General features: G+C 68.0%; 24 protein-coding genes and 1 pseudogene. 14 read left to right on the top strand and 11 right to left on the bottom strand.

What is annotated here, in order from left to right:
• Positions 1-12: 12 nt before the first annotated feature.
• Positions 13-1,908 carry a glycoside hydrolase family 15 protein gene (locus ACWD35_RS27365; protein ID WP_451353958.1) on the bottom strand — a complete coding sequence of 632 codons (1,896 nt, stop codon included), beginning with the start codon at positions 1,906-1,908 and terminating at the stop codon, positions 13-15.
• Positions 1,909-3,065: 1,157 nt separating this feature from the next.
• On the opposite strand from ACWD35_RS27365, the gene ACWD35_RS27360 reads away from it, so the two are divergent.
• The 4 genes from ACWD35_RS27360 (at position 3,066) to ACWD35_RS27345 (ending at position 5,453) form a co-directional block, all read left to right on the top strand.
• Positions 3,066-3,524: an ATP-binding protein gene (locus ACWD35_RS27360; protein WP_451353957.1), complete on the top strand. Its 459-nt coding sequence runs from the start codon at positions 3,066-3,068 to the stop codon at positions 3,522-3,524.
• Positions 3,521-4,603 carry an aldo/keto reductase gene (locus tag ACWD35_RS27355; protein WP_451353956.1) on the top strand — a complete coding sequence of 361 codons (1,083 nt, stop codon included), beginning with the start codon at positions 3,521-3,523 and terminating at the stop codon, positions 4,601-4,603. The genes ACWD35_RS27360 and ACWD35_RS27355 overlap by 4 nt, the downstream gene beginning before the upstream one ends.
• Before the next feature lie 45 nt (positions 4,604-4,648).
• The gene (locus ACWD35_RS27350) at positions 4,649-4,807 is read left to right on the top strand and encodes a hypothetical protein (protein WP_451353955.1); all 159 of its coding nucleotides are present in this window, start codon (positions 4,649-4,651) and stop codon (positions 4,805-4,807) included.
• 184 nt (positions 4,808-4,991) lie between these two features.
• Complete coding sequence (locus tag ACWD35_RS27345; RefSeq protein ID WP_451353954.1) at positions 4,992-5,453, top strand: HAD family hydrolase; 462 nt, start codon at positions 4,992-4,994, stop codon at positions 5,451-5,453.
• An 855-nt stretch (positions 5,454-6,308) separates the two neighbouring features.
• On the opposite strand, the gene ACWD35_RS27340 is transcribed toward ACWD35_RS27345, so the two are convergent.
• The 7 genes from ACWD35_RS27340 to ACWD35_RS27310 are packed head-to-tail and all read right to left on the bottom strand — an operon-like array spanning position 6,309 to position 12,821.
• A complete protein-coding gene (locus ACWD35_RS27340) occupies positions 6,309-7,070 on the bottom strand; it encodes a 2'-5' RNA ligase family protein (protein ID WP_451353953.1) in 762 nt (253 codons plus the stop codon).
• Between the two features lie 16 nt (positions 7,071-7,086).
• Positions 7,087-8,445: a hypothetical protein gene (locus ACWD35_RS27335; protein ID WP_451353952.1), complete on the bottom strand. Its 1,359-nt coding sequence runs from the start codon at positions 8,443-8,445 to the stop codon at positions 7,087-7,089.
• A complete protein-coding gene (locus ACWD35_RS27330) occupies positions 8,442-9,032 on the bottom strand; it encodes an NUDIX domain-containing protein (RefSeq protein ID WP_451353951.1) in 591 nt (196 codons plus the stop codon). Before ACWD35_RS27330 ends, ACWD35_RS27335 begins: the two co-directional genes overlap by 4 nt.
• The gene (locus ACWD35_RS27325) at positions 9,029-10,354 is read right to left on the bottom strand and encodes a hypothetical protein (RefSeq protein ID WP_451353950.1); all 1,326 of its coding nucleotides are present in this window, start codon (positions 10,352-10,354) and stop codon (positions 9,029-9,031) included. Before ACWD35_RS27325 ends, ACWD35_RS27330 begins: the two co-directional genes overlap by 4 nt.
• Before the next feature lie 15 nt (positions 10,355-10,369).
• The gene (locus ACWD35_RS27320; RefSeq protein WP_451353949.1) at positions 10,370-10,837 is read right to left on the bottom strand and encodes a PPC domain-containing DNA-binding protein; all 468 of its coding nucleotides are present in this window, start codon (positions 10,835-10,837) and stop codon (positions 10,370-10,372) included.
• A 26-nt stretch (positions 10,838-10,863) separates the two neighbouring features.
• Positions 10,864-11,322 (bottom strand): hypothetical protein, encoded by a 459-nt coding sequence (locus ACWD35_RS27315; RefSeq protein ID WP_451353948.1) that lies wholly within the window; start codon positions 11,320-11,322, stop codon positions 10,864-10,866.
• A gap of 56 nt (positions 11,323-11,378) precedes the next feature.
• On the bottom strand, positions 11,379-12,821 hold the full coding sequence (locus ACWD35_RS27310) for a transcriptional regulator, XRE family protein (RefSeq protein WP_451353947.1): 1,443 nt from the start codon (positions 12,819-12,821) through the stop codon (positions 11,379-11,381).
• 269 nt (positions 12,822-13,090) lie between these two features.
• Between ACWD35_RS27310 and ACWD35_RS27305 the strand changes: the two genes are divergently transcribed.
• The 8 genes and pseudogenes from ACWD35_RS27305 (at position 13,091) to ACWD35_RS27270 (ending at position 18,147) form a co-directional block, all read left to right on the top strand.
• Positions 13,091-13,960, top strand: coding sequence for a helix-turn-helix domain-containing protein (locus ACWD35_RS27305; RefSeq protein WP_451353946.1), 870 nt, complete (start codon positions 13,091-13,093; stop codon positions 13,958-13,960).
• Positions 13,957-14,187, top strand: a complete 231-nt coding sequence (locus tag ACWD35_RS27300; protein WP_451353945.1) for a DUF397 domain-containing protein — start codon at positions 13,957-13,959, stop codon at positions 14,185-14,187. Before ACWD35_RS27305 ends, ACWD35_RS27300 begins: the two co-directional genes overlap by 4 nt.
• 62 nt (positions 14,188-14,249) lie before the next feature.
• A complete protein-coding gene (locus ACWD35_RS27295; RefSeq protein WP_451353944.1) occupies positions 14,250-15,035 on the top strand; it encodes an SAM-dependent methyltransferase in 786 nt (261 codons plus the stop codon).
• Positions 15,036-15,122: 87 nt separating this feature from the next.
• Entirely contained in the window at positions 15,123-15,416 is a 294-nt protein-coding gene (locus ACWD35_RS27290; RefSeq protein WP_451353943.1) for a carbamoyltransferase N-terminal domain-containing protein, read from the top strand.
• A gap of 43 nt (positions 15,417-15,459) precedes the next feature.
• A complete protein-coding gene (locus tag ACWD35_RS27285) occupies positions 15,460-15,750 on the top strand; it encodes a hypothetical protein (RefSeq protein ID WP_451353942.1) in 291 nt (96 codons plus the stop codon).
• Positions 15,654-16,094, top strand: a pseudogene (locus ACWD35_RS27280) (carbamoyltransferase C-terminal domain-containing protein). Before ACWD35_RS27285 ends, ACWD35_RS27280 begins: the two are co-directional and overlap by 97 nt.
• An 88-nt stretch (positions 16,095-16,182) precedes the next feature.
• Entirely contained in the window at positions 16,183-17,568 is a 1,386-nt protein-coding gene (locus ACWD35_RS27275; protein WP_451353941.1) for a GDSL-type esterase/lipase family protein, read from the top strand.
• Between the two features lie 372 nt (positions 17,569-17,940).
• On the top strand, positions 17,941-18,147 hold the full coding sequence (locus tag ACWD35_RS27270; RefSeq protein ID WP_451353940.1) for a hypothetical protein: 207 nt from the start codon (positions 17,941-17,943) through the stop codon (positions 18,145-18,147).
• Between the two features lie 61 nt (positions 18,148-18,208).
• On the opposite strand, the gene ACWD35_RS27265 is transcribed toward ACWD35_RS27270, so the two are convergent.
• Both ACWD35_RS27265 and ACWD35_RS27260 read right to left on the bottom strand, forming a co-directional pair.
• Positions 18,209-18,652: an HAD-IA family hydrolase gene (locus ACWD35_RS27265; RefSeq protein WP_451353939.1), complete on the bottom strand. Its 444-nt coding sequence runs from the start codon at positions 18,650-18,652 to the stop codon at positions 18,209-18,211.
• A 369-nt stretch (positions 18,653-19,021) separates the two neighbouring features.
• Positions 19,022-19,702, bottom strand: a complete 681-nt coding sequence (locus tag ACWD35_RS27260; protein ID WP_451353938.1) for a restriction endonuclease — start codon at positions 19,700-19,702, stop codon at positions 19,022-19,024.
• A gap of 585 nt (positions 19,703-20,287) precedes the next feature.
• Here ACWD35_RS27260 and ACWD35_RS27255 point away from each other — a divergent pair.
• Entirely contained in the window at positions 20,288-20,743 is a 456-nt protein-coding gene (locus tag ACWD35_RS27255) for a hypothetical protein (protein ID WP_451353937.1), read from the top strand.
• A gap of 430 nt (positions 20,744-21,173) precedes the next feature.
• On the opposite strand, the gene ACWD35_RS27250 is transcribed toward ACWD35_RS27255, so the two are convergent.
• Positions 21,174-21,542 (bottom strand): hypothetical protein, encoded by a 369-nt coding sequence (locus ACWD35_RS27250; protein ID WP_451353936.1) that lies wholly within the window; start codon positions 21,540-21,542, stop codon positions 21,174-21,176.
• A 378-nt stretch (positions 21,543-21,920) separates the two neighbouring features.
• Between ACWD35_RS27250 and ACWD35_RS27245 the strand changes: the two genes are divergently transcribed.
• Positions 21,921-23,005, top strand: a 1,085-nt coding sequence (locus ACWD35_RS27245) for a PHP domain-containing protein (RefSeq protein ID WP_451353935.1), incomplete at its 3' end; no start/stop codon positions are given.

The following is a 23,005-nucleotide window of genomic DNA, read 5'->3' as shown; positions in this document are numbered from 1 at the left end:
GGGGGAGTGTCGTCAGGCAGCGGACGCACGCAGTGACAGTGAAGCGATGTTCAGCGTGGCTCCCGCAAGGGCCGCCGGTTCGACATCGGCGGAGTCGGAAACCGGCGAGAGCTGGTGCAGGAGCAGGGAACTCCTGACCAGGCCGGCGTGGGTGAACGCCAGCGGAAAGTTCCCGAGCTGACGCCCCTGGACCGGGTCGTACTCCTCGGCCAGCAGGCCAAGGTCGCTGCGCAGGACCAGAAGCCGCTCGAACAGCGCGTGGGCATCGCTCACGCGGCCGATCAGGGCGAGCGCGTCCACCAACCAGAACGAGCAGAGCAGGAAAGCACCCTCGTCGCCGGTCAGGCCGTCCACCCCGGCGTCCGAGCCGGTGGTCGGGTAACGCCGCACCAGGCCGTCCGCCGTGGCCAGCTCGCGCTGGACCGCCTCGACCGTGCCGACGACGCGCGGGTCATCGGCCGGCAGGAAGCCCATGCGGGGGATCAGGAGCAGCGCGGCGTCCAGCTCGGCCGAGCCGTAGGACTGGGTGAACGTGTTGCGCACTGGGTCGAAGCCTTCGGTGCAGACCTCGAGGTGGATCGCGTCACGGACCTCTGTCAGCTTGAACAAGTCCACGTTGAGAACCCCGGCTTCGGCCAGGTGGATCGACAGGTCCAGCGCCGCCCAGGCCATCACCTTGGAGTGCACGAACTGCCGGCGCTCGCCTCGGATCTCCCATATCCCCTCGTCCGGCTCTTGCCATCGCTCGACCAGCTGCCGGATCAGCCGCTGGTGCAGGACAGCCGTGTCCGCGCACGGGGCGACCCCGCTGCTGTGTGCGAGGCTCAACATCTCGATCAGCTCGCCGTACACGTCGAGCTGCAGCTGCTCCGCGGCGCCGTTGCCGACCCGGACCGGCGCCGAACCCTCATACCCCGGCAGCCAGTCCAGCACCCGCTCGGGAAGCTCCCGTCTTCCAGTGATGCCGTACATGATCTGCAGGTTCTCCGGATCACCGGCCACCGCCCGCAGCAGCCACCGCCGCCACGCCTCCGCCTCCTGCCGGTAGCCGGTGCCCAGGAGCGCGGCGAGCGTCGTGGCGGAGTCGCGCAACCAGCCGTAGCGGTAGTCCCAGTTCCGACGGCCGCCGATCTCCTCGGGCAGCGACGTGGTCGGTGCCGCAACGATCGCGCCACTCGGCGCGTAGGTCAGCGCCTTCAGCGTGATCAGGGACCGGACCACGGCTTCCCGGTACGGGCCGTCGTAGGTGCACTGCTCCGTCCACGACTGCCAGAAGGCGAGCGTCGACTCGAGGGCTGACTCTGGATCAGACACCTCCGGCGCAGCCGCGTGGGACGGAAACCAGCTGAGGACGAACGCCACGCTCTCCCCGGCGCCCACCGTGAAGGAGCTGACGATGACGCCGTCCTTCTCGGCCTGCTCGACCGGGGAATCGAGCCAGAGTGCGTCCGCGCCGGCTTCGGCGACCACGCGCCCGCCCTCTTCGTGAATCCACGGAGTGGTCCGGCCGTAACCGAGCCGCGGCCGCAGACGCGAGACCATGGGCACCTCGCCGGCCACGCCCTCGACGATCCTGATCACCTGCGGCGCCGGGGAGTTCAGCGGCATGAAGTCGATCACGCGGACCGTGCCGGTGCCCCTGAACCACTCAGATTCCAGGACGAGAGAGTCCCCCCGGTACCGCCTTGTCATCGCCGTCGGCTGGTCGGCGGCGACGTCGTAAGGGGTCGGGGCGAGCATCCACGAGCCCTGGTCAGACCGACCAAGCAGCGCGGCGAAGCACGCGTCCGAATCGAACCTGGGCAGGCACAGCCAGTCGATCGAGCCGTTGTCAGCGACATGCGCACTGGTCCGCATATCGCCGACCAAGCCGTACTGCTCGATACGGGGGGTCACGCCGTCAGACATGGATTCCTCAACAGTGAGATTCCGGCAGGGGGTGGGGAGTACAGGGCCACTCGCTGGGCTACAGTCCTGCGCCGCTGGGCTCGGCTGTCACATGCAAGGCCTGAGTCAGGGGAAGCATCAGGTCTTTGCTAGTGGCCCGACTTGGTATCCCGAGTCGATCATGGTGTCGAGCGCCGCCATGTCCAGCCCCATGCTGACGCGGACAACGTCGATCGTGCGCGGCAGCATGGACGGTGGCGGGGTCTCGCCGAAGTGCAGCCGCCAGGGGTGGCGAGCGCTCAGTAGGGGAGTTATCAGCTCACCGTCAGGACGGTGTATTTCCGTCGGGGTTTCATGGGAGCCGTCCTGGTGCCGCGCCGTAGGGGGGCAGTGCGGCACCAGGACGGGGACGTGACGTCGCGCGGCTTAGGGGAACTCTGTCGCTGCGACGGCTGGCACGGTCTCGCGGAAGGGCGAGATCGGTCTCGGCGGCTGCTCGGCTGCGGGAGGCCAGCATCCCGATTTCGAGCCGTACCCCCTGTGTCCGGCAGGCTGCCCGCGGAGTACAGCGCGGCACTGCCGAAGCCCGCCGGCGCCACCGGCTCGGCGCTCCCGCAGGCCTTCGGCAGGATGCGCCCCCGGAGATCGGGGTCCTGGTCGACCAGGAGGATCTCGTGAAGGGCGGTGCTCGCACGCAGCGCCGCCATGACGCCTGCGGGGCCAGCGCCGACAATCACGGTGCGGGGCTGCGGGATGGAAACCTTGGACCGGTGTCCGGGGCTGCGTGCCATCAGGTTCTCTCTTGAGGAAGTGGGCGAGACGGCGACCTGCGCGGGGACCCGTGGCGCAAGGCCCCCGCCAGCGCATGGCCGGTCCCGGGGGGAGTGGTCGGGGGAGGCCATGCGCTCGTCTTCCTCCACGATGACGGTGATCTCTGCGCACCGGTACGCCAAACCGTCGCCACTTTGTGGCCACTTGGGCGCGCTGGAGCGTTCGACCCGAGAGCGTTATGCGCTGAATTACCAGCTTCTCTGGTACCTGCTTCGGCGGTAGACGGCGAGAAGTGGCGAAGAAGTGGCGACGGTTTGGCGTATCGGTGCCACGCGCCTTCCGCCACGGTTGAACCAGGCCGCGATCGTGGCCACGCCCCAGGGCGTCTCGAACACGAGGAGACGAGGGTGCCCCCGACAACCGCCGAGCTGATCCGTGACCGGAGCCTCGGAGACCTGGTGAGCCACAGCGACGTCGTGCTCGCTGGCCTCGACGCCCCGCAGAGGGCGGCCCGCGCGGCTGTGCACGACGCGCTGGACGGCAAGGCGAACGACGACTGGATCCACGACCTTGACCTCGTCGCCAGCGAGGTCATCGCCAACGCCCTCCAACACACCCCCGGCGCAGTCCTGATGCGACTGGAGATCTACGAACGGGGCGCAGCCATGGGCGTGATCGACCGAGGCGATGACCTCAACGCCGTCCCCGTATGCCCGTCCAACCCGTCCACGGACGCGCCCACCGTGGCAACCAGCGGCCGCGGCCTGTTCATCGTCGGCAAACTCGCCCGAGAGCTGACGGTGGCACCAACCGACGACGGAAAGATCGTCACAGCCGTCCTCGAGCGTCCGGCAGGTGTGCGTTGACGGGCGCCCTCACGCTCACCCCGCGCCACCTCGGCAAGGGCCTCTGGGTTCATCCACTGGGAATCAGTACCGGATCCATTGGCCTGGCGGACCAGCCTGAACTCGGACCGGGCGAGTACGCCAAGGACGATGGGCGCTTTCTCGACGGGCTGCGCCGCGCGGTTGAGTTCGGCGCCAACCTCTTGGACACCTCGGACTCCTACGGCGCAGGCCGTGCGGAGCGGATGCTCGAGCGCATCCTGCGTGAGTATCGAAATGAAGGCCTGATCGTGAGCAGCAAGGTCGGACGGATTCGCGGGTCCGCGCCGCACGCCTACGCCGACCGCAACATCCATCGACAGTTCCAGCAGACCCGCGACAACCTGTACGTCGATGCGGTGGACATCTACACCCTCGACTCATGGGACTTCGGCCCGCAGGACCGGTACCTGGGTGGTGCCATCGACCAGCTGTGCACACTGCAACAACTGGGCGACATAAAGGCGATCGGTATGCGAGGCCCGTACGCCCACTACGGAGCGACGCCCGTCGAGCGCAACGCCTGCGCAGAGCGATTCCTCTACCTCTTCCGGCTGATCAAGCCAGACATCATCTGGACCCGATTCAATCCCCTCACGCCGGTGATCTCCCTGGAAGGCGAGGGCCTGTTTGATTTCACCGCGCGCCACGGCGTCGGTGTCATCCTCGCCGCCCCGCTGGCCCACGGACTGCTCACCGGCAAGGCGTTCCCCAGCGCGATGCCCCGCATCGGCCCCGACGACGGAGCGGCCAATACCTGGGCTTTCACTCCGGAGGCGCTCGAGACCATCGCAGCCGGCCTTCACGCACTACGCGAACACTTCGGGGACACAGCCGGCGTGTTGACCCGGCTGGCACTGCGGTCGTGCCTGCAGAAGGCCGACCACTGTGCGGCGGTCGTCGGCTACACCCACGAGACCCAAGTCACGGAGAACTTCCGCTGCCTCGGCCCGGCGCTCACCACTAACGAACTCGCTCTGATCGACGAGGTATACGCCCGGGTCCGCACCGGGATAGAGGAGCCGACCGAGCGCACGGGCGCACGAAAGGCCTGGGTGTGAACCCGCCACACACGAGAACCCGTCAGCACCCCCATGGAGACACGGATGACGACGACCACCGCAGAACAGACCCCGAACGGAACCTCCACCATCAGCAAGCGGTCCACCTTCGATGCCGCGCACCAGCTCACCAGCCTCGGGCCGGAGCACGCGTGCGCCAACGTCAAGACCGCGGCCGAGATCCCGTCAGGGTGCCATACCTGAGATGGTCGTGGCGGTCGACCCCAATGGTCGGACCCTTCACCGCCAAGGCCTCCATGACTGATCGCCTGGACGACATCGAGGGCCCTATCGCGGACTGGGACGGCACGGTCGTCGACAACAGCCGGCGCCGTCTTGACGCACCGCGTCAGGCGCTCGTGCCATACGGCCTCGTGGTCGAGGAGGATTGGTACACCGCGCACGCCGGACTGCCGGTACACGACTTGCTGCAGGCACTAGCCGGCGAGCGCGAGCTGCCGGTCGAGGAGGTCGTGCGCACCAGCCGGCAACGGCTGCTGAACGGACCCCGCCCGCAGCGATCACGGCCACATTGGACCTGCTCGAGCAGGCCCGTGCGCGGAGGATTCCCCGAGCGGTCGCGTCCAGTGCGGCCTCGGTCCTGGTACACAGCGGGATCGAGCGACTGGGCCTGGACAGGCTCCTTCCGGTCGTGGCCACCGGCGAGTCCGTGACGCGAGGCAAACCAGCTCCCAACGTCTACCTGGAAGCGGCACGACAGCTGTGCGTCGCGCCGTCACGCTGCCTGGCGGTGGATGACGCCCCCGACGGGATCGCCGCGGCCCGTTCCGCGAGCATGCGTTTGCTGACCGTGCGCGGCACCACTCTGGTTCCGGTTCCGCAGGGTTGAGACCCGGAGCCGATCCGCCCGGGCATGCCGCTAGGGGCGGCCGACCTGCCGCTACGCGGGGGAAAGACGGCGGTGCGGGGGTCTTCGGCAGGTGCCGAGATCCACACGCGTATGAACTCGCCAAGGCCTCTTCCGAGGCGGCGCGTGATCGTGGCGTGCACCCATCGCGCCAGGCCGAAACGGTCCTCGATCTTCACCTCAAGGTCGCTGCCGGAGGCGAGCCGATCGAGCTCGCGGTACTGCAGGTCGCGTTTCAGCTCAGCCACCACTGCGCGCAGCGGCATGGTCTGCTCGTCGGTCGCGGTGGTCACCGGGGCGCTGAACTCGACCGCGACGTCGTAGGGGTGACCGCGGTCGGGGGAGCAGGTGTGTCCGGGCAGATGGGGCCTGTCCGCGCAGTGGTACAGGTAGGCGGTGAAAACGTGCCCGCTGGTCAGCGTCCCCGCTTCGATATTGGATGCCTCGGCCGTCTGCTCCAAATTGTGGTGGCAAAAATGCAGGGCCGCCGGGTCCACATGGGACCCGGCGGCCCGGTACATCGCGAGGTCAGCCATGACGAACTGCGCCATCGTGAGCGCTTCGTGGCAGCTGCGGCAGCCCTCCACGCTTGTCGGCCGCACGTCAGGATGCTCGTCGACGAGGTGGTCATAGAAGGTGAACTCCTTTATCCGGAGCTTGCTCTTGTGATCGGCAAGGCGGTACTGCCACCACCTGTCCGCGATGTCACGGCACCGCGCACAGGCTGCTATCACTGGGTTGGGAGCCATAACGCCACATCCTGGGCAGCGACTTGGGGTGGCCAGGGACGTGTATCGCGCACCTCAAGTCAGCTGCCGCACGGCAGCGCACAAATGATCAATGTGCGCCTGACGCGGGCCTCTGGGGGCGGACCCTCGATGCCGGTTCCGTTGGGCGTAGCGGGAGCGTACGGATGGTCTCCCACCGGTAGGACCTGCCGTGGCGGCGGAGCTCGACCAGGTCCAGCGAGGAGACGTCGAGGACCACCGGGGCAAGCGAGCGCAGTTGCGACACCACGTCGATGACCGGCGCCGCCGCCCGCTCCGCGTTGTTGTAGGCGACCCCCAGGTGCGGCCGGAAGGTGCTTGTCGGCTTGCCGCCGGGCACACCAGCCTGTTCGCCGAGCGCGCTGAGCGCAGCGTGGAGGCCGACGAGCGGTCTCCAGGGGGAGAGGCTGAAGCGGACGGCCCCGCGCGAGCCGGCGAGAGGATGGGCCAGGATACGGAACTCAGTGACGGACAGGTGCTCCGCCAGGGCCACCAGATGCTGGAGTTGGGACTGTGACACCAGCTCTGCGGCACCGATCCGGAGCAAGGTGACGTGCAGCCCGTCGGCGGGTACAGGATCCAAGTTCAAGTGCTCGAGTGCGCCCTGGCAGTGCTCGGCGCGTCGCAACAGGTCGGGGGTGTCGACGAAGGTCAGCATCCAGTAGTAGGCGCGCTGCTGTTCCGACCATCCCGTGCGGTCCCAGTGGTTTTTCATGCGCTCGACGGCTTGGAAGGCCTGCCAGTCATGTTCGACGATCACGTGTGCGTCGTCGAGGTCAGCGGGGGGCACGCAGGGGAAGGCCCTAGTGTCGACGGCCAACTCGGGCGCCACGGATCTCCTTGGTGTTTCAGGGCGCGATCTGAGCGCGCGAGCTGACCACGATCATTCCGGCCTGCGGCTGCGACCGCCACGTCCGCAGCTCCTCGGCATAGTCCCCTACATCGGGTTCGTCATGCCACCGCTCGGCACATTGGTAGAGCTCATTCGCCCGTTCCCACACGGACCTGATGGGCGAAGTCGTGCCAGATCTGAGGGCCCGACGGCCCAAGACCATGGCCTGCTCGACCTCGGGAGATGGCTGCTGGAGCAGAGCCGTCGCCACGTCGAGGCCGACCAGAGCGCGGCTCCAATCGGAGTCGGAGTGCGCGATGAGCTCGTCGATCTGATCGGCGTGTGTCAGGACCTCGGCCGTGTCGCCGAGCGAGAGGCGTGTGGTGATGGCGTTGGCCAGGGTGCGGGCCATGGAGTAAGGCTCGAAGCTGATACACGAGGTCAGGCCGCCGGGCAGGGCGGGTTGCCGGTCGGATAGCTCGAAGGCCTGGCCGATCGCCTGCTCAGCGCCCCGACGGTCTCCGACGCGGGCGAGCGAGCGGGAGCGCCCGTTGACAAGCAGCCGGATCGCCTGGGGGTTGTCCGGGGCCAGAGCGATCCCGGCCAGGGCTGCGTCGTCGGCCTCCGCATACCGTTTCTGGTAATAGAGGCCCAGCGAGCGGGTCCCGCTCGCCCACATCTCCATGGAGATCTCGCCGACCTCGCGTGCCAGGCACTCTGCCTCCGAGCAGTACGCGTCGACCACGTCGTATTTCGCGCCGGCGTTGACGGCCATGTACCCCAGGAGCCCGGCAGCCTGAGAGGCGAGGCGGAAGAGTTCCGCTCGGACTCGCGGGGGCTGCTGGCCGCCCAGGACACCGTGCACCATCTCGCGGATGATCCGGGCCTCGCCCGCCAGCTGCTGCGGCCCCAGCGCCTCGTAGCGGCTGATGATGCTCGAGATGGACTGCTTTACCATGGCCAGGACGGGATCGTCCGCATTGGAGCTCGTCAGCTTATGGGTCTGGGCGACCACGGTCAGCGGGTCGTCGAAGCCGAGAGACGTCGCCGAGGCGTCGGCGATGTCAGCGCTGATGGCCCGAGGGGCGAGCGCACCCGGCCCCACGGGCTCGAAAAGCCGCTCGGGGGACATGTTGAACATGTAACGGAGCACGAGGTAGGCGTCCCGCCGGGGGGTGCCCTTGATCGAGCCGCGGCGGCCCATCCACCGGTCGAAGCTGCTGCGAGACACGTCGACGCGGGCGAGTCGAGGATCGTTCTCCTTCTCGGCGGCGCGCACAGCGGCCTTGGCGAAGTGGATACAGAACTTCTCGTACGAATCCCAGTGGTTCTCCTGGACCAGGAGCGCGAACCGCGTGGTGCTCGTGCTGGTCAACGGGCTCCCCCCTCGGGGTCGGCTTGGACGCTTCGCTGCTGTACCTCGTGTACTGGTGCGTAGCCCTGGTCCCAGGGCGGCGGCTGTCCGTTATGGAGGTAGCGCGGGACGTGCTCGCGCACCGCGATCAGAGCCTGCCCGGCTCGGCGCCGCTGACGGTCCCGGAGCAGGGCTAGCGCCTGCTCTTCCGGGAAGAAAGCGCACTCCGCAAGTTCCTCGTCGTGCGGCCGAAGCGCCGTGCACGCCTCCCAGGACAGATGCCCGGCATCGAAGACGAACGCCATGAGGTCGTCCCACGGTCCGTGGGGAGGTACCCAGTCGATGCACAAGAGCCCGTACAGCGTGATGTCGAGCCCGAGCTCTTCACACAGCTCCCGCCGCACGGCATCCGACGGGGCCTCATTGGGCTCCGCCATCCCGCCAGGTAGGTCCCAGCCCGGCTTGTAGGTGGGCTTGACCAGGAGCAGCCGGCCTTTGGGATCACGAAGTAGCGCGTCCGCAGCCACCCGCTTGCGGGCCTGCTTGGCGTTGCCCTCAGCGAGGTAGGCATCCCACTCGGGCGTCCCGGAAAGAGGCGGCTTCGTCATGGGCGCCTGCCCGTCGAGGGACTGGCATCGAAGCTGGCGAGCAGGGCCGACCGACGGCGGCTCACGTGGACCAGCTGCTCTAGAAAGTCCCGGACCTCGCGGACGTCACGGAAGGGCGTCAGGGCACGGTTGAGGGCGCGGAGGTGGTCGGTGACCCGCGACGAGCCGAGCGGCTCGCAGGCGGTCAGAAGCTGCGCGCCGGTGGCGCAGGCTGCTTCGAGGTCCCCGCTTTGGACGAGAAGACCGGCGAGCGCGGCCTGGCTGAAGGCCCGACTGCGTGCGCGGTCCACTCCGCGCAGCGCCACGGCGCGTTCGGCCTCGGCGGTTGCCGCGGTGAGCATCCCCAGATCCTGCAGGGCGAGCGACCTCTCGCTGGCGAGCGCGGCCTGATCGAAGGGGGCAACCCAATGCGGGGACGGCGCATCGGCAGCGTCCTCCAGAGCGGCCAGCGCGGCGTCCAGGGCTCGCTGGGTAGCCACCACGTCTCCAAGCCTGGCCTGAGCACGGCCCTCCATGGCATGCAGGCGGGCGGAGAGCACCGGGATGGGTTCGGCGTTCTTGATGCGGTCCTGACCGCGGCGGGCTAAGCCCAGCGCCTCGTCGACGTCGCCGAGCTGCAGCGCCAAGTGACTCGTGCTCCCCAGGATGTTTGCTCCGACAGATGTCTCGGGAGTCGCATGCGCGAGACCAAACGCCACGGTGAAGTGCTCGGCAGCCTCCGTATCGCGCCCCAAGTCGTGGGCCATCCAGCCCGCCATCTCCGTGAGCACGGCCGCGGCCAGGAACACATCGGTGCCGCGGCGCCAGCCCTTGGGCCCGAACAGATCAACTGCGATGGAGGTCTGCAAGTACTGCTGGAGAGACGGATAGACGTGTCCAGCACCGAGTTGACGGTCCGCGTGCCGGAACGACGCCACCGCCCCCAGATACGGAGACGGACCCGAGCTCCTGGCCGATGCGGTTCTCGGCAGCGTGAGCAAAGGCGACAAGACAGGGATGAGCGTCTCCGGCTCCGCGTCCCCGGCCGTCGGGCCATCGCCCGTGCCCGGGTTCTCGCCGGATGGCGCCGAGAACAGCACCTCGGCCGGCTCGCCGAACAGATGCTCCAGCACGCGGCAGGTGGCGGGCCAGGGCATCCTCTTGAGCTGCCCGGCCATCCATCGGTCGAAGCTGCGAGAGGAGACCGTGACCGCCGCTAGTCGTGGGTCGTCGTCGTTGCGGGCAACGTCACGGGCGGCACGCTGGAAATGGATACTGAAAGTGGCGAAAACCGTCCAGTGGCTTTCCTCGACCAGCTGCCGGAACCGCGTCACGCGCCGCATCCCCTCCTCCCCGGCTCAGTTCGTCTCGCCGAAGGTAAGCAAGGGGACGTCGTACAAATCCGGATCGCGCAGCCGGGCCACCGCCGGGGCGATCCACTCCTCGATGACGAGTTCGGTGATGAACTGCACGGTGCCACCCAGCAGATGGCTCGTTCGCCCGTCGGCGGAGGCCTCCTTGAGGCCGGCGGAGACGTGAATGTGAGGGGCGACCCGGCTGTTCACGGCGTCCCACGCGAGCGTGCCGCCTCCGAGAAGCTCCAGGGTCTCGACCTTGATCTCGTCCCACAGCGGGCGTTCCGGGTGCTCGAGGGGGCCGCACGAGCCCACAAGCCGGACGCTGCTGAAGCCCCCGATGAGGGTCGGAATGTGACCTGCCCGAATCCCGGTGTCACGGCAGAAGGCGTCCAGCGCGGTGAAGAAGTCCTCGCCGTCATCGAAAGCGACGGCGAACCTTCGGCCGGTGGTGATTTCGGTGGCGCGCATGTAGCTCCGAATCTTGTCGTAGGGAATCAGCGGCGACGGAGTTCGAATGCAGCCCTGATCTCGCGTAGCTCCGCGCCGGAGCGGAGGAGGGCCAGGAGCAGCAGCCGGGCCTTGCGGGGCGTCAGGCTGCCACCGTTGATGAGGCCTCGCTCGAGCAGGTCGGTGTCGGTGCCCGGACCGAAGTTGTATGTGTGGGTCAGGATGCTGCCTGCACCGGTGCGGGAGGTCAGTACGACCGGAGTCCGGGCTGCCAGGTCGCCCAGCGGCTCAGCCCACGTCTTGGGAGCATGCCCGGCGCCGAACGCTGCGACGACCAGTCCGGCAACCAGGCCGGCGGCGGCACCGAGAAGCGCGCCCGAACTGTCAGCAGCCGCCAGGCGGGGAGCTACCCCACTGTGCCCATCGCCCGGGGCAGACATGGCGATGGTGCCGCCGAGTGAGAGCACCAGGACCGAGGGGAGGGGTGCTCGGGAGGTTGAGACCACGACGGCTGCCTTTCGCTGAAGGAGATCATGCGGAGTACGGGGCAGCGGCAGTCCTCTCACCGGCCCGGGGCAAGGGCACCGAGGAACTGAAACACGTCGTCAAGGGCGTCCACGCTGAGGTGACGGCTGCGTGGCCGCACGATGCTCGCCGTGCCGCACTCGCTCAACTCGCGGCATCGGTCAACCAGCCACGGCCATGGGATGCCCATATACCCCGCCAGTGTCCGCAGGCGTGCTTCTGGGTCTGGGCCTGCTGTCACACTGTGCGCCTGGGCCTCGCTGAAGGCCTCGTGGTACCCACGAAGTGCGGGACGCTGAGTGACAGTGTCGGCTGACCAGATCGCTTCCGTCCGGACCCAGTTGGCCACGACGGCACGCTGCCCCGGGACCAGCGCGAAGCCGTCGACTTCGGAATACTGCGGGTCCGCGAGTACATCGACCTTTATGCCATGCAGTTCCATCATTGCGATGGCCAGAAGCAGCAGGATGCGCTCATACCGGTTGCTCCGGGTCACCTCGCCCTCCGGGATGCAGAAGACCCGGACCATGGGAGTTGCTGTGTCGGTGTACTGGGCGGCCAAGGCCTTGAGATAGTCGGCCTTGTGACGGAACCACAGCCACGGAGCTGCCTGCTCACCGGTCTGTTCGCGGGTCCAGAACACCGGGGGAGCTGTCACTCCGTCGAGGCGTCGCACGACGTGCCGGGCGCAGAACGCAGATCCGAGCCATTGCGCGCCGACCGTCGTGAGATCAGGCAGAGTCACCCGGCTTGGCGCCGAGCGTGGAAGCGAGAGGTAGGTGTCGAGCGCCTGCCGCTCCTCCGCGAGGGCGAAATCGTCGGCCAGGAGCCCGTCGTCGAACTGGACCAGGGACCACAGCAGACCGTATGTGAGGTCGTCCAGCAGGTGGGCGGCTGGCAGTGCGAGCGTGCCCCCCTCCGGGGACGCCGCCCGTGCTCGGCGGGCGTTTGCCGCGTCGACCACGTAGAGTTGGGGGGCATCCCCGTGTTCGGCAACTCCCACCAGCAGGCCGCGGCGAGCAGGACGTAAGAACTGCTGCAACGCGTCGGCGTCGGCGACTTCGAGATCGACGACGGGGCCCGAGACCGTGGCGGGACGGAAGCCCACGGCAGTGGTCGTGCCGTCCAGGACCTGTCGGCCGATCAACTCCCACGAGTCGGCGATGTCCTCGGAACTCGACATCAACACCCTGCTGGTGGGCCAGCGCTCGGTGATCGAGAGGGCGGCACGTATCCCCCCATGGCTGTGGTGCGAGGAACGCACCTGCATGACGGCCGGAGCGGGACTGAACAGGTCGGCGCAGGGGACCCCGAACAGGCGCTCCAGAATCACTGCCGTGTCAGGCCAGGGCTGTCCGCACCAGTTGCCCTTCGTCCAACGGTCAAAGGTGGACCGCGAAACCGAAACAGCCGCCAAATGCGGCGAGTTGGTCTCCCCAGCCAGCTCACGTGCGGTCCGCTCGAAGCGGGTGCAGAACACCGCCCATCGGTCCCAACGGCGCTCCTGAAGGAGAACGCGGAATAACGTGGGGCGGGCGGGCATCTCAGACCTTCCGGGGGCGAAGGCAGGGGAGCGTGCATCCGTGCTACGTGAGCTGGGTCACCACGCAACTATGCTCGCTACTCTCCGGCGTTGGCAAGCCTCACTCTGCAACCTGCATAGTTCGGGCTGCAGTCTGTTCGCCTCGCGGGTGCCGTGGCAAACTGCACCCAACGACCGCTGCTGGCCAATGAGGAGAGGGGAGCGACGTGAGTGAGTCGAAGTCGGCCCCGACCGTCCTGGCGATCGTCCTGGGCCGGCGCCTCGCCGCCCTGCGCGAGGCGGCGGGCTTCACCGCCGTGCAGGCAGCCAAGCAGCTGCGGATCGCGCAGACGACGGTCACCAGGATGGAAAAGGCCGAGACCTCCCTGAAGTACGCCACCGTTAAAACGCTTCTCGAGGTCTACTGCATTCCCCAGGCCGAGATCGAAGAGTTCCTTTCCTTGCTTGACAAGGCAAGCACGCCCGGCTGGTGGCAGAGTTTCCGCGACGTTCTTCCGGGCTGGTTCGGAGTGCATGTATCACTGGAGTCCAGCGCGACCGACATCCGCGGCTACGAGCCTGGAGTCATCCCTGGACTGCTGCAGACGGCCGACTACGCGCGCGCAGTCATGGAGCGAGGGCTGCCCCGTATATCGCCCGATGTCCTTGAGCGGCGTGTCGATCTGCGCAGCAAGCGCCAGGAGATCCTCACGCGCAAGGACCCGGCCCCTCCTCAACTCTGGGCCATCACAGACGAGACGAGTCTGCGGCGTCCTGTCGGCAGCCGGAACGTTATGCGGACGCAGATCGAACACCTCTTGGATCTGTATGAACTTCCGAACATAACACTACAAGTTTGCCCATTCGAGGCAGGACTTCACCCTGGCGCCTTCGGGCCGTTCACCATTTTCCGATTCGAGATTCCAGAGCTTCCCGACATCGTCTGCACCGACAGCCTGAGCCGCGCCGGATACAGCGAAGACAAGGAAGAAGTCGCCCTGTTCCGCGAAGCGCTGGGTCAGATGAGTGTCTACGCCTTCTCGAAGCAAGAGACCAAGAAATTTCTTGGTGATATTCGCAAGGAGCTGTACCTATGAGTCACGTCCTCCGCGCCGCCACAGAGCTTGGAGCGGAAGAGTGGGTGAAGCCTTGGAGCGGCAGCAACGGCGGCAACTGTGTGGAGGCGAAGCCTCTCGACGATGGGCGTATAGCGCTCCGCCAGTCGACCGACCCTGATGGGCCCGCGCTGATCTACAAGCAGGGAGTGATCGCAGCCTTCATCATCGGGGCCAAGGCCGGGGAAGCCGACTTCCTCCTCGCCTGAGGCCCGGCGACGCCCGCCAACCCAAAGCCGCAGTTCCGACACGAAGAGGACGCAGAAGAAAGATGACGTTAAAGCCCATTGACACCAGCCGACCCCACTCGGCCCGCATGTACGACTACTACCTCGGTGGCAAGGACAGTTACCCGGTCGATGAGGAAGCTGCCGAGAGAGTCATATCGTTCCTGCCGGCCATCAGGGTCGCCGCCCGAACCAATAGAAGCTTTATGAATCGAGCTTCCCGGCTCCTGGCTGACCGCGGTGTGCGACAGTTCCTCGACATCGGAACCGGTATCCCAACCGAGCCCAACCTCCACCAGGTCGTACAAGCGGCCAACCCGCGATCACGCGTGGTCTACGTCGACAATGACCCGGTCGTTCTCCGCCATGCAGAGGCTCTCCTGCGGAGTACGCCTGAGGGGGGCACGAAGTACATCGAGGCGGACGTCCGAGAGCCCGAGAAGATCATCGAAGGCGCCAAGGAGATCCTCAACTTCGATGAACCTGTGGCTCTTTCACTCGTTGCCCTTCTGCACTTCGTCTCCGACGAGTACGAACCCTACGATCTCGTGCGCGAGCTCTTGGCTCCCCTCCCCTCCGGTAGCTTCCTCATGCTCTCGCACGTGACGGGAGACTTCGATGCTGCCGGTTGGGACAAGGCTGTCGAGATCTACCGGAACAGTGGCGTGCCCGCGCAGGTGCGCTCACGAGACGAATTCGCCCGGTTCTTCACGGGACTTGATCTGATCGACCCGGGTGTTCAGGTCGTCACCAACTGGCACCCGGAGCCTGATCAGGAGTTCAACGACGAACAGGTGCCCCTCTACGTCGGCGTCGCGCAGAAGCCGTAGGGGCTCGCTCTGTGGAGTAACTGAGCCGAGCGGGCTGGAAACCATCGCGTACTGCAGCTCGTCGACGGAGAGATCGCTTCGACCACTGTGGTTACTCGTCCAAGAATCTGCCAAGCGGCATACGACAGTTGTCGAACAAGAGGCCGACCATGCTGGTCGCCGTCGACGACGGCGAGCGTCGCCAGGTCCTCAAGAACCGGGGAGCACGCCGATCTCGCAGCCTGCACACAGCGCCTGCCGGAGCAATGCCTGAGCGAGCTGGCCCGCGAGGCGCTCGCCTTCACCGGCGCCACCCGGCTGTGCGTGGCGGGCGGGGTCGGGCTGAACTGCTCCGCCAACGGCCGCCGGGGACTCCGGGTGCGCCATCTGAGCGGCCCTTGAGGTCGCGCTGCGCCGAGGCGACCTCACCCGGCCGGGCCCGGCCATGACGACCGGCGCTCTCTGCCCCTCCTTCGACGCGGGCGCCATCCGCACCGTCCTGGACGACTACGGCCTGGACTTCCAGGACCTGGACGACGACCTGCCGACCGCCGTGGCCAGGCACTTGGCGCTCGGGCGCACGGTCGGCTGGTTCCAGGGCCGCATGGAGGCGGGGCCCGCGCGCTCGGCCGCCGCAGCATCCTCGCCGACGCCCACCACACCGGTGCTCGCGACCACATCAACGACCGCATCAAGCACCGGGAGCCGTGGCGGCCCCTCGCCCAGGTCCTCCTAGCTGACGCTGCCCCGAACCTGATCGGCACGAGCACCCCGTTCCCGTTCTTGATCGTCGCCCGGCAGGCCACCGAGACCGCCCGGAAGGCGATCCCGGCCGCCGTGCACACCGACGGCACGCTGCGCCCGCAGACCGTCGCCCGCGAGGACACCGACCCCTACGCCGTGCTGCTGGCCTCGTTCGCCTAGCAGACCGGCCGGGCGCCCGCGCTGCTGAACACGTCCTTCAATCACGAGGCCGAGCCGATCGTGTGCACCCCGCGTGACGCGGTCGCCACCTTTGCCGCCAGTCCACTCGACGCGCTCGCCATCGGCCCGTTCCTCGTCCGCAAAGACCGCCCTTAGCTGACTGTCCGGCACCATCCATCCACAGTCGGTACGTTGAGACCGGCCCTGGCCATCATCCGCAGCAAGCGAAGGACCGATTCCCGCGATGACCAGCACGATCTCCCCCGACCTGAGCGCCGTCGAGCGGCTGCGCGCCGAGCACGGCCCGGCGCTCACCCTGGGCGACGATTGCGACCTGCCCGACGACGTCGCCATCGAGATCGACCCCGGCGCCCACCTGATCATTGGTGCCCGGGTCTCCATCCGCCGCGGCTCCACCATCCAGGTCCACCGCGGTGCCACCGTCGCCATCGGCGACGACGTCGCCATAGGAGAGCACACCTTCATCTCCGCCATGGCCGGCATCTCCATCGGTGACGGCGCGGCCCTGTCGAACATGGTCGACCTGCACGACCACAACCACCGCCCGCGCTCTGCCGTGAACGTGCCGGCCGGCGAGCTTGTGCCGTGGGCGAGCGGGTTCGAGGCCGCGCCGGTCATCATCGAGCCCGGCGCGGTCCTGTCCGACAAGGTCACCGTCACAGCCGGAGTCCGCATCGGGGCGAACACGCTGGTCGGCGCAAACGCGGTCGTCTCCCACAGCATCGCCCCCAGCGCCGTCGCCACGGGCGTCCCGGCCGGCGCCCGCCGCCATTTCGACGGAGCGCCCGCACCGCGTGTGAACCCCCGCACCCTGACCGTCGGCTTCTTCGGCACCTCGATCATGGAGCATCTGGAGGCGTACAACGCCCAGATGACCACGCAGGCCGACCTGCCCGTGGTCGGCTCCAACGTCACCGTCGAGGGATGGCACCAGCGAGGCTGGGTCCACCGCCTGAGCCTCTCCCTGCGCGCCGCGTTCCCGTACGTCACCTTCGACGTCCGCAATCACGGCGAAGGCGGCGCCACAAGCCGCGACGTCGCCGGCATTGTCGAGGGCGACCGGGCCACCACCGGCACCGACTACGACCTGGCCTTCCTCGGCTGCGGCATCAACGACGTCTGGCGCCGCTTCCAGAACCGGATGTCCGAGGCGGTCGACCTCGACGAGTACACCCGGCACCTCGACACGATGCTGAAGCAGCTCAGCGGCTACAGCCGCCGGATCGTCGTCGTCTCCGAGACGCCGTTCGGCCCCATCGAGGACCCCGGGACCGTGGCCGAGATGAACGCCGACCTCGCCCGCTACAACGAGGCCGCCGGCACGGCGGCCGCCACACGCGGCGCGCTGTTCCTCGACGTGTGGACTCCGTTCAACGCCGCCGCCTGGCAGCTGACCCCCGCGAACGACGGGGACGCCCCGGTCAGCCTGTGGAGCGACGGGGCACACCTGACCGAACTGGGCGACACCGTGCTACTCCAGCAGGCCGAGCGGATCCTCGCCGAGCATCGCATCGTCGAGAAGCTCCTCGATTACCCGCTCCTGGAGCGCGACGCCGCGCTCGCCGCGTACGGCCCGATGTTCACCCGGTACCGGCCGGCCAGCTCCTGAAGCCCCGGGGCGTTTGGCGCTGGTCGACCACCGCCGGACACCTCAGCCACCAACTCACCCTGCCCGCTTCGTTCCCAAGGGAGCTGCCCCGTGACCCCGCCGGGCCGCGCGCACATTCAGGCGCTCACTACCGCGTTACCCCGGCTCGACACCAGCCGCCTCCAGGAGTGGGGCCGACTTCTCGCCGAACGGCTGCCCGCGGGCGGCCGGCTGCTGGTCGCGGGCAATGGCGGCTCGGAGGCCGCTGCCAGCTTTACTACGCCCGCGAGGGCAAGATCACCCGTCGTCAGCCCGAGCAGCAGAACGAACAGGCGTGGTGCCTGACCGACGTGACGAATGCGGTCATCTGCTGTTATCTGGCACACCGAGTACATGGGCCTGGCCGTCGACCAGCTTTGCGAGGCCGGCCGCGAGGTGGACGCCGAGGTGCTGGCGCACTTCTCCCCGGCCCGCAGCTCTGCAGTCAACTACTACGGATCCATGACCGTCGACTACGAACGCGAACTCGCCCAACCCGACGAGAAGGGACACCGGCCACTGCGAACCGAGGCCGCCGACGACCCCGCAACCGGGTTGTAGGAGGCGATCGGCCCCGGCTGCCGCCCCCACAACGGGGCGGCAGCACGGGCTGGCGGGGAGTTCACCCGCCCCGAGCCGCGGTACGTGCGGGTACGTCGTGGCTGTGCGCGCTGGTCAGAGGGAGGTCGAGTGTGCGCAGGCGGGCGGTGAATTCGGCTGGTCCGGTGAACAGGTGGGCGTGCATTCCGACGGTTCGGGCGGCGTGGACGAAGGTGGGTTCGTCGTCGAAGTAGGCCAGGGCGCGGGTGGGGATGCCCATGCGTTTGGCGGCGTGGCGGTAGGCGTGTGGGGAGGGTTTGTCGATGCCGAGTTCCGCCGAGGGAAAGACGTGGTCGAAGGTGATGCCGTGGAGCTGGAGGTCGGTACGCAGGGCGTCGGTGCAGTTGGACAGGACGCCAACCGGCAGGTGCCGGCGAATCTCGGCGAGCAGGCCGACCATCGTTGTGTCGGGTTCGCCGCGATCGGCGCGCCAGGGGCCGAGGGCGTCGCGTACCGCCGAGGCCACACCAGCCGCCTTCATGCAGGGCCTGCCGCTCGTGCGGCCACGGCCGCACAGTCCCTCTGGAGCAGCTGCAGGGCCGCCGTGCCGGTTCTCCAGCTTCCGCCCGAGGTCGAGGCCAAGCTCAAGGCGGCTGCGGAGGCCCGTCGCTGACGGACATGGTCGGCGGCCCGGACCGGCTCAGCCGGCTCCGAGGGCTTCAAGCATGAGACGTTGTGCCCACTCCTCGATGGTGGCTCCGGCGCGCTGCTCACCCGCTCACGCGGGCGTGAGTCCCCAGCGCGCCGAAAGGTTCGGTACTAGCCACCTCAGCAACCGGCGCAGCGGGGCCGCGTCGCCCCTGATCCGTCGAGCGGCCCAAGTCCGGGATTCCGCCTACGCAGCCACGCGGCGTCTGTCCGCAGGATGACGCAGCGGTGGCGGAACACACTCCAGCAGTTCCCACAGCGGACGGCCGGAGGCCCACTGGCCGAGCAGGTCCCGGTCGACCAGGTGGACGCCGAGTCCACGGGCCGAGGGTGCGGTTTTGCTGGTGAACTTCCCGTTGGTCACGATCAGGGCGAACGTGGCCTTGTGTACCTCGCTGGCCGTGCCTTTCAGCTCCCGGACCACACGGACATGGACTGCGTCGCCACGCGCCCCTTTTCGCCTATGTTTGCACTGAACTGCCCAGATACGGCGGTCCAGATCGGCGGGGCGGACGTCGCACACCTCGTCGTTGGCTCCGCCGACGCGCTCGGCCGTGAAGCCGTCGCGCCTCAACAAGTCCCGTACGGCGAACTCGAACTCCTCGTGGCCTAGGGCATCGAGGTGGTCGAGCGACATCTCCAGCCGCGGCCGGTGCTTGTGGGCGGTGTCCCACTTGTCGCGTTCGACGCGCTGCTGAGCCCACGGTACGTACGTGAGGAGGACGGGCACGCCGACGATGTCGACCGTCGTCGGATGCGGCGAGGGCCACCAGCCTGTCCACCGGCCAGCAAGCAGGCCAAGCACGCACGCGGCCAGCGCGACCAGGCACCACCCCGAGCCCCGGTAGACCGCCCGCCGCACCATCATCCGGACGTGGCGGGTGCGATCGACCGTCCCGCGTTGCTTGACCGGGGCCTGGCGAGCCGAGCGGAGCCGCCCGCCGGATAACGCGCGGAGGTTGCTGGGCCAGTCGCGCGGGCGAGCGGGCCCGGTCCGTCGCCCATCTCGTCCGCCAGATCCATGTGCTCCTACGCGGCGTAGAGACCGCGCCAGGCCCCAGTTGCTGATGAGCTGCCTCATAGGCGATCCCCCTCCTGTCGCGGACAGCAGCGTCCGCAGCGGGTATGACAGCACGCAGCTCTGACACTGCGGCATTGAGGAACGGATCTGGGCAAGCTGATTCGGCCAGCAGTTGACGCTCTGGAGGGCCGTATCCTGCGTCCTTCGCCACGAACGATCAAGTTGAGCCGATCACGATGTCAACCGGCGTGACGCCCGCGAGCCGCTTCCCCAGCTCGTCCACGAGGGTCTGGCGCTCAGCCGAAGGAATGCTGCCCTGCGCGCAACCAGGCCGCGGCCGGTCGTTACGGAAGGAGGACCTGGCGGACGGGGATACCGGCAGCGCCACGCTGGGGAGACCGAAAAGACAGTCCCCCTGCGTAGCATGTCAAGGTGGCCGACGATGATTCCGAGCTTTTGAACATGCTGGTCCCGCCCGACGAGCGAGAACACTTCCAACGCTTCACCGTCGCGGTCAACAACACCACGCGCGTGATCGATGCGCTCTCCCAGTGGAGCGCCCTTTCCTTCGCCTCCGAAGGCGTGGACGACCCCGACCAGCAGATGCGCGCCCCGAACGTCCTCTGGCTCACCTCCAAAACCCAGCTCACCAAGGACATGGTGCTCTCCGCGCTGGCAGCACTGGTCGCCTGTAACACGGTCAGCGTCGTACGCGACGGCGTCTGGACGGTCAAAGCCCCCCGCGGCGAGAACGAAACCCAGGCTGCGCGCAATCGCCTCTGGACTCACCTGCGTTCAGCCACCCGCGACGGCGAACCGAACCCCGTCGGTGCGCCCTGGCTGCCCGAGCCCCCGGAGATCAAGGCAGACGGCGTCGGCTGGTGGTAGCCGGACCACAAACCCTGCGACCACCCCGAGCCTTGCCGAGGCCTCCATGTGCGGGCCGGTGCGGTCGGCGAGTTCGCCGGCGGACGGCTGCGCAGGCAGGTCCGGCCGAATAACGCCGACCGGCGGTACCGGCCGCTCGTCCGGGGCCTGCGCGCTCATCCAGCGCGGGCCGAGGATCAGCAGCAGTGGCGCGGCACCTGACGCGCCGAGAGCAAAGGTCGCGCGGCCGGGACGGTTGGGGGCCGCGTGCTGGCGGCTCACCGCGCACCGTCCTCGGTCGCCTCGCTGGCCTCGGTCTGCGCCCGGCGGCGGCGCTGGCCGGAGTCGATCGCTCGCGCGCTCCCCTCGCCGCGCTCGACCTAGCGCCGGTACTCGGCCCAGTCGCGAGGTGTCCAGCCGTCAAGGGCGCGCGGAAAGTCGTCGCCGGTACTCACGCGTCCACCTCGACGGCCGGGACGTCGTACATCCCCGCGCATGGGGTGCAGGCGTACAGGTCCGCGCGGTCCGTGCCCAGCCTGACGGGGAACCGGGGGTCGGGGGTGCCGCTGCACCAGCAGCAGGAACGGCCCTCGCGCTGCCGGTTGCCGGGGCGCAGCGGGAGGTCGGGGCGGATGCGGGAGCGGAGGATGAAGACGCGGCCTCGGGTGAACGTGACGCCCTCGATGGCGCCGTCCTTGTAGACCGGGTCGACCAGCTCGTCGTTCTCGTCACGGATCCCGATGAGGTTCTCCGCCCAATGGGAGCGGCGCCACGTGCCGTAGTCCCGGCCGGGGCCGGGTGCGTTCGACTGCTGGCCCACTGTCTGTGGGGCTTCGGGGGGGTGCCCGCGATTGCCATGTGGCCGAAGCCGTGGTCACTCAGGGAGACGCGGCAGCGATCGAATCCGTTACGCCAACCGGAGGCGGGCGCGGTCAGAGGCCGAGGATGGCGTCGGGGTTCGCTCCGGCTCCCCCACTCGACCAAGATCGTTCTTGCTCCGTCGCGCAAAGCTTCGATTCGGCGCCGACGCGCAGAGACCGACACGGCGTGCAGCCCGCTGCTATCTCTCTGTGATACAGCAAGGTCATCGCTACGCCTGGCCGGGGCCATCGGGAAGGGTGTGGCGGAGGCGATCCTGATCTTCTTCCGAGGGATAGGGTGGGGGCTTCCCACGACCGCCTTCGGAGGTGCCCGCCCGGTGGCTGACAGCTTTGTTCACCTGCACAATCACACCGAGTATTCGATGCTTGACGGCGCTCAGAAGCTGAAGCCGATGTTCGCTGAAGTCGATCGTCAGGGCATGCCGGCCGTGGCCATGAGTGATCACGGCAACATGTTCGGTGCGTACGAGTTCCACCAGGTGTCCAGGGGCTTCGACAACGTCAAGCCGATCATCGGGATCGAGGCGTACGTCGCCCCGTCCTCACGGCGCAACCGCAAGCAGGAGTTCTGGGGGCCGGGCGGGCAGCGCGCCATGTCGGATGACGGCGAGGGATCGAAGGACGTCTCGGGCGGAGGCCGCTTCACACACATGACGATGTGGGCCCAGAACGTCCAGGGCCTGCGCAACCTGTTCTACCTGTCCACTGAGGCCAGCTATACCGGGCAGTTCCCCGCTGGCAAGCCGCGCATGGACATGGAGTTGATCGGTGAGCACTCCGAGGGCATCATCGCGACGACTGGCTGCCCCTCAGGTGCGATCCAGACCCGTCTGCGACTGAACCAGTACGACGGGGCACGCGAGGTCGCCGCCGCCTACCAGGACATCTTCGGCCGGGAGAACTATTTCCTGGAGCTGATGGACCATGGCCTGTCCATCGAGCGGGACGTCCGGGACGGGTTGCTGCGCCTGGCCAAGGAGCTGAACATCCCGCTCCTGGCCACCAACGACGCGCACTACGTCCACGAGGACCAGGCGGACGCGCACGACAACCTTCTGTGCATCGGCGTCGGCAAGAACAAGGCCGACGAGAAGCGGTTCAGGTTCTCCGGCAGCGGCTACTACCTGAAGACCGCCAAGGAGATGCGTGCCCTGTTCTCGGAGCTGCCGGAGGCGTGCGACAACACGCTGCTGATCGCGGAGCGGATCGAGTCGTACGACTCCGTCTTCGAGAACGTCGATGAGATGCCGCAGTTCCCTGACGTGCCGGAGGGGGAGTCGCAGGAGTCCTGGCTGCGCAAGGAGTGTCTGAAGGGCCTCGCCATGCGCTATGGCAGCCCTATCCCTGCCGAGGTCATGGAACGCTTCGAGACCGAGATGTCGGTCATCGGCCCCATGGGCTT

It is taken from the genome of Streptomyces sp. NPDC002671 (assembly GCF_053592475.1).
The sequence above is the reverse complement of the archived record's forward strand: the minus strand, read 5'-3'. Positions and strand labels throughout refer to the sequence as shown.